Genomic DNA, 3,986 nt, shown 5'->3' on the forward strand with positions numbered 1-3,986 from the left:
CCAAGATCCCGGCTTCGACGCAACCGGGGTCGGAAATGTCGAAATTGACGCTTACCCGGCGCGATTGCAGGCTTATAGCGGAAGGAACGTCGAATGACGGCACTCCAACAGGGATATCCGGGAAATGGCATACAAGACTGACATCGAGATTGCGCGCGAAGCCAACAAGAAGCCGATCATGGAGATAGGGGCAAAGCTTGGTATCGGCTCCGAGGACCTGGTCCCATATGGTCACGACAAGGCCAAGGTTAGCCAGTCGTTCATTGAGAGCCTCGCCGACAAACCAAAGGGTAAACTGGTCCTTGTGACGGCGATCAATCCAACGCCCGCTGGCGAAGGCAAGACCACGACGACGGTCGGGCTTGGTGATGGTCTGAATCGTATCGGCCGAAAAACAGTGGTTTGCATCCGTGAAGCCTCGCTCGGTCCGAACTTTGGGATGAAGGGCGGCGCTGCAGGCGGTGGCTATGCTCAGATCGTGCCGATGGAAGATATGAACCTGCATTTCACAGGGGATTTCCATGCGATCACGTCTGCCCACAACTTGCTATCGGCAATGATCGACAATCATATCTACTGGGGCAACGAACTTGAGATTGACGAGCGTCGTGTGACCTGGAAGCGCGTGCTGGACATGAACGACCGTGCCCTACGCGACGTGGTTACGTCGCTTGGCGGTGTGGCAAACGGCTTTCCGCGCCAGACCGGATTTGACATCACCGTGGCCTCGGAAGTTATGGCGATCCTTTGCCTATCGAACGATCTGAAGGACCTCGAAAAGCGATTGGGCGACATGATCGTTGCTTACCGCCGGGATCGCACGCCAATCTATGCGCGTGATCTCAAGGCTGACGGCGCGATGACAGTGTTGTTGAAAGATGCCATGCAACCAAACCTTGTTCAGACGCTGGAAAATAACCCGGCCTTTGTTCATGGCGGGCCGTTTGCCAATATCGCACACGGATGTAACTCGGTTATTGCGACCACAACGGCGTTGAAACTTGCGGATTATGTGGTGACAGAAGCGGGCTTTGGGGCCGACCTGGGCGCCGAGAAATTCATGAACATCAAGTGCCGTAAGGCCGGCCTTGCACCCGACTGCGTGGTGCTTGTGGCGACGATACGCGCGATGAAGATGAACGGTGGCACGGCAAAAGCCGACCTCGGTCAGGAAAGCGTCGACGCCGTCAAAGAAGGCTGTGCGAACCTTGGCCGTCATATCGGTAACTTGAAGTCGTTCGGTGTGCCCGTGGTGGTCGCGGTGAACCACTTTGTGACCGATACCGATGCTGAAGTGCAGGCAGTGCAGGACTATGTCGCGACCCAAGGAGCCGAGGCGATTGTCTCGCGACATTGGGAGTTTGGTTCGGAAGGCTCGGAGCCGCTAGCGCGCCGTGTCGCCGAGATTGCGGAAAGCGGCGCAAGCCAGTTTGCGCCGCTCTATAAGGACGAGCTTTCGCTGTTTGAAAAGATCGAGACTGTAGCGAGGCGCATCTATCACGCCGATGAAGTTCTTGCGGACAAGAAAATTCGCGACCAGCTCAAACTATGGGAAGACGCCGGGTATGGTCATTTGCCCGTCTGCATGGCCAAAACCCAATATAGCTTCACAACAGATCCATCCCGCCGCGGTGCCCCCACAGGCCATAGTGTTCCTGTCCGCGAAGTGCGTCTGGCTGCGGGTGCCGGGTTCGTTGTTGTGGTCTGTGGTGAAATCATGACGATGCCGGGCCTTCCGTCGCGTCCTGCCGCCGAGAATATCCACCTGAACGAGGACGGACAGATCGAAGGGTTGTTCTAGGCGGAATGCACACCGCCGAAGTCATATGGACGAGCGACGGGGATTTTGCCTCCGGGCAGTATTCTCGCGCGCACCTCTGGCGGTTTGATGGTGGCTTGGACGTTCCAGCCGCGCCATCCCCGTCTATCGTCCCGCCCCCATTGGGATTGGCCGAGGCTGTCGACCCGGAAGAAGCCTTTGTCGCCTCGATCTCGTCATGCCATATGCTGTGGTTTCTTGACGTAGCGCAACGCGCGGGATGGAACGTCGCGTCCTACCGCGATCTTGCCAAGGGCGCGCTGCGACAATCAGACGGAGTTGTTTGGATCCCACGCGTGGATCTGAATGTTGAGGTCACATTTGTCGGGGACACACCGGACCGCACTACGCATCTCGCCCTTCATGACAAGGCACATCACGCGTGTTTCATTGCAAATTCGGTGAAAACCGACATCGTTGTTAATCTAAGCTAAGGAAATCCACATGACGGCAACTCGCATCGACGGAAAGGCCTTTGCGGCCAGCGTTCGGGAAAAGGTGACAGCACACGTTGCGACCCTGAAAGCCGATCATGGCCTCATTCCGGGATTGGCTGTTGTCTTGGTCGGCGAGGACCCCGCAAGCCAAGTTTACGTGCGTTCAAAGGGTAAACTGACCCAAGAAGTCGGCATGAAGTCAGTGGAACACAAGCTTGGGGCTGAAACCCAAGAGGCGGACTTGCTTTCGTTGATCGACGCACTGAACAGCGACGAGACCATCCACGGAATTCTGGTCCAATTGCCACTGCCAAAGCACCTCAACGAAGATCTCGTCATCAATGCGATTGACCCAACGAAGGATGTCGACGGATTCCACATCTCCAACGTAGGCCTGCTTGGAACAGGGCAGAAATCGATGGTCCCATGTACACCTCTTGGCTGCCTTATGATGCTACGCGACCATCACGGCAGCCTTTCTGGGATGAATGCGGTTGTTGTCGGCCGCTCGAATATTGTCGGCAAGCCAATGGCTCAGCTTTTGTTGGGGGACAGTTGCACCGTGACGATTGCCCATAGTCGAACAAAGGAATTGTCGGACGTTGTGCGTCGTGCAGATATCGTCGTCGCGGCTGTGGGGCGGCCTGAAATGGTGGGGGGTGACTGGATCAAGCCAGGAGCAACCGTCATAGACGTTGGGATCAACCGCATTGATGCGGGCGTAAAGGAAGATGGCTCGCCTAAGACAAGACTTGTGGGCGATGTCGACTTCGCAAGCGCGTCCGAAGTCGCGGGCGCGATTACGCCTGTTCCTGGAGGGGTTGGTCCGATGACAATCGCTTGCTTACTAGCAAACACCCTGACGGCGTGTTGTCGGGTGAACGGTTTGCCCGAGCCCGAGGGCCTTACCGCTTAAGCTTGACGTCAACGCGGCAATCAGTTGCGATGGTCGAGCAAAACGGGAGAGCACCATGGTAAAGACCTACACAGGCAAGACGATCGAAATCGGCTTCGAAATGAAACGCTGTATCCATGCGCGCAATTGCTTTTTGAAGTTGCCACAGGTTTTTGATCCAAAAAGACGGCCTTGGGTTTCACCGGATGCGGCCCCGGCTGAAGAAATTACCGCCATGATCCGTACGTGCCCATCGGGTGCTTTGACCTTTCGCCGGCTGGACACCGAAGCAGTTGAAACGCCTCCCGGCATCAATCGCGTGGCTGTTTTGGAAAATGGTCCGAATGCATTTCACGGCAATCTTGTTGTCGCCGGCGAGAGCGCAACACGGGCCACTCTGTGTCGGTGTGGAAAGACAAAAAACCCACCTTTTTGTGACTATTCCCATGTCGACGCCAAATTTGAGGCGACTGGTGAACCTGCGACAACTGGAAAAGATGCGCCGGGTGAGGACGCAGGCGAGGCCCTGCAAATAGTTGCACACGAAAACGGCCCGATCGAAGCGCGCGGCGCCCTGGAAATCACCTCGGGAACCGGACACCGGCTGCACCGCGGGACCCGGGCGTTTTTGTGTCGGTGTGGCCAGTCCAAGAACAAACCGTTTTGCGACGGCAGTCACAAAGACGCAGGTTTTGAGGCGCCGGGCGACTAAGCGCCAGATCGCGCGGCGCGCGGCACTGGAACGGCAAGTATGCGCCTTCCGGTCAGATACGCCGTTGCCTTGGCCGCAAAAAGTCTACGTAGCTCGGGTGTGGTCCAGCTGAGGCCCCCGGTA

General features: G+C 56.8%; 4 protein-coding genes. All 4 read left to right on the forward strand.

Translation table 11 applies throughout. From position 1 onward, the window contains the following. The first annotated feature begins 124 nt into the window (after positions 1-124). Genes Q1B15_RS16980 through Q1B15_RS16995 form a run of 4 tightly spaced genes read left to right on the forward strand, consistent with a single transcriptional unit; the run spans position 125 to position 3,863 of the window. Entirely contained in the window at positions 125-1,801 is a 1,677-nt protein-coding gene (locus Q1B15_RS16980; RefSeq protein WP_299755876.1) for a formate--tetrahydrofolate ligase, read from the forward strand. Between the two features lie 5 nt (positions 1,802-1,806). Beyond that, a complete protein-coding gene (locus tag Q1B15_RS16985; protein WP_299755879.1) occupies positions 1,807-2,253 on the forward strand; it encodes an OsmC family protein in 447 nt (148 codons plus the stop codon). Between the two features lie 10 nt (positions 2,254-2,263). Continuing rightward, complete coding sequence (gene folD / locus Q1B15_RS16990) at positions 2,264-3,172, forward strand: bifunctional methylenetetrahydrofolate dehydrogenase/methenyltetrahydrofolate cyclohydrolase FolD (protein ID WP_299755881.1); 909 nt, start codon at positions 2,264-2,266, stop codon at positions 3,170-3,172. Between the two features lie 55 nt (positions 3,173-3,227). After that, positions 3,228-3,863, forward strand: a complete 636-nt coding sequence (locus tag Q1B15_RS16995; protein ID WP_299755883.1) for a CDGSH iron-sulfur domain-containing protein — start codon at positions 3,228-3,230, stop codon at positions 3,861-3,863. Positions 3,864-3,986 lie beyond the last annotated feature (123 nt).

Source organism: uncultured Boseongicola sp. (genome assembly GCF_937988555.1).
Taxonomy (GTDB): Bacteria; Pseudomonadota; Alphaproteobacteria; order Rhodobacterales; family Rhodobacteraceae; genus Boseongicola.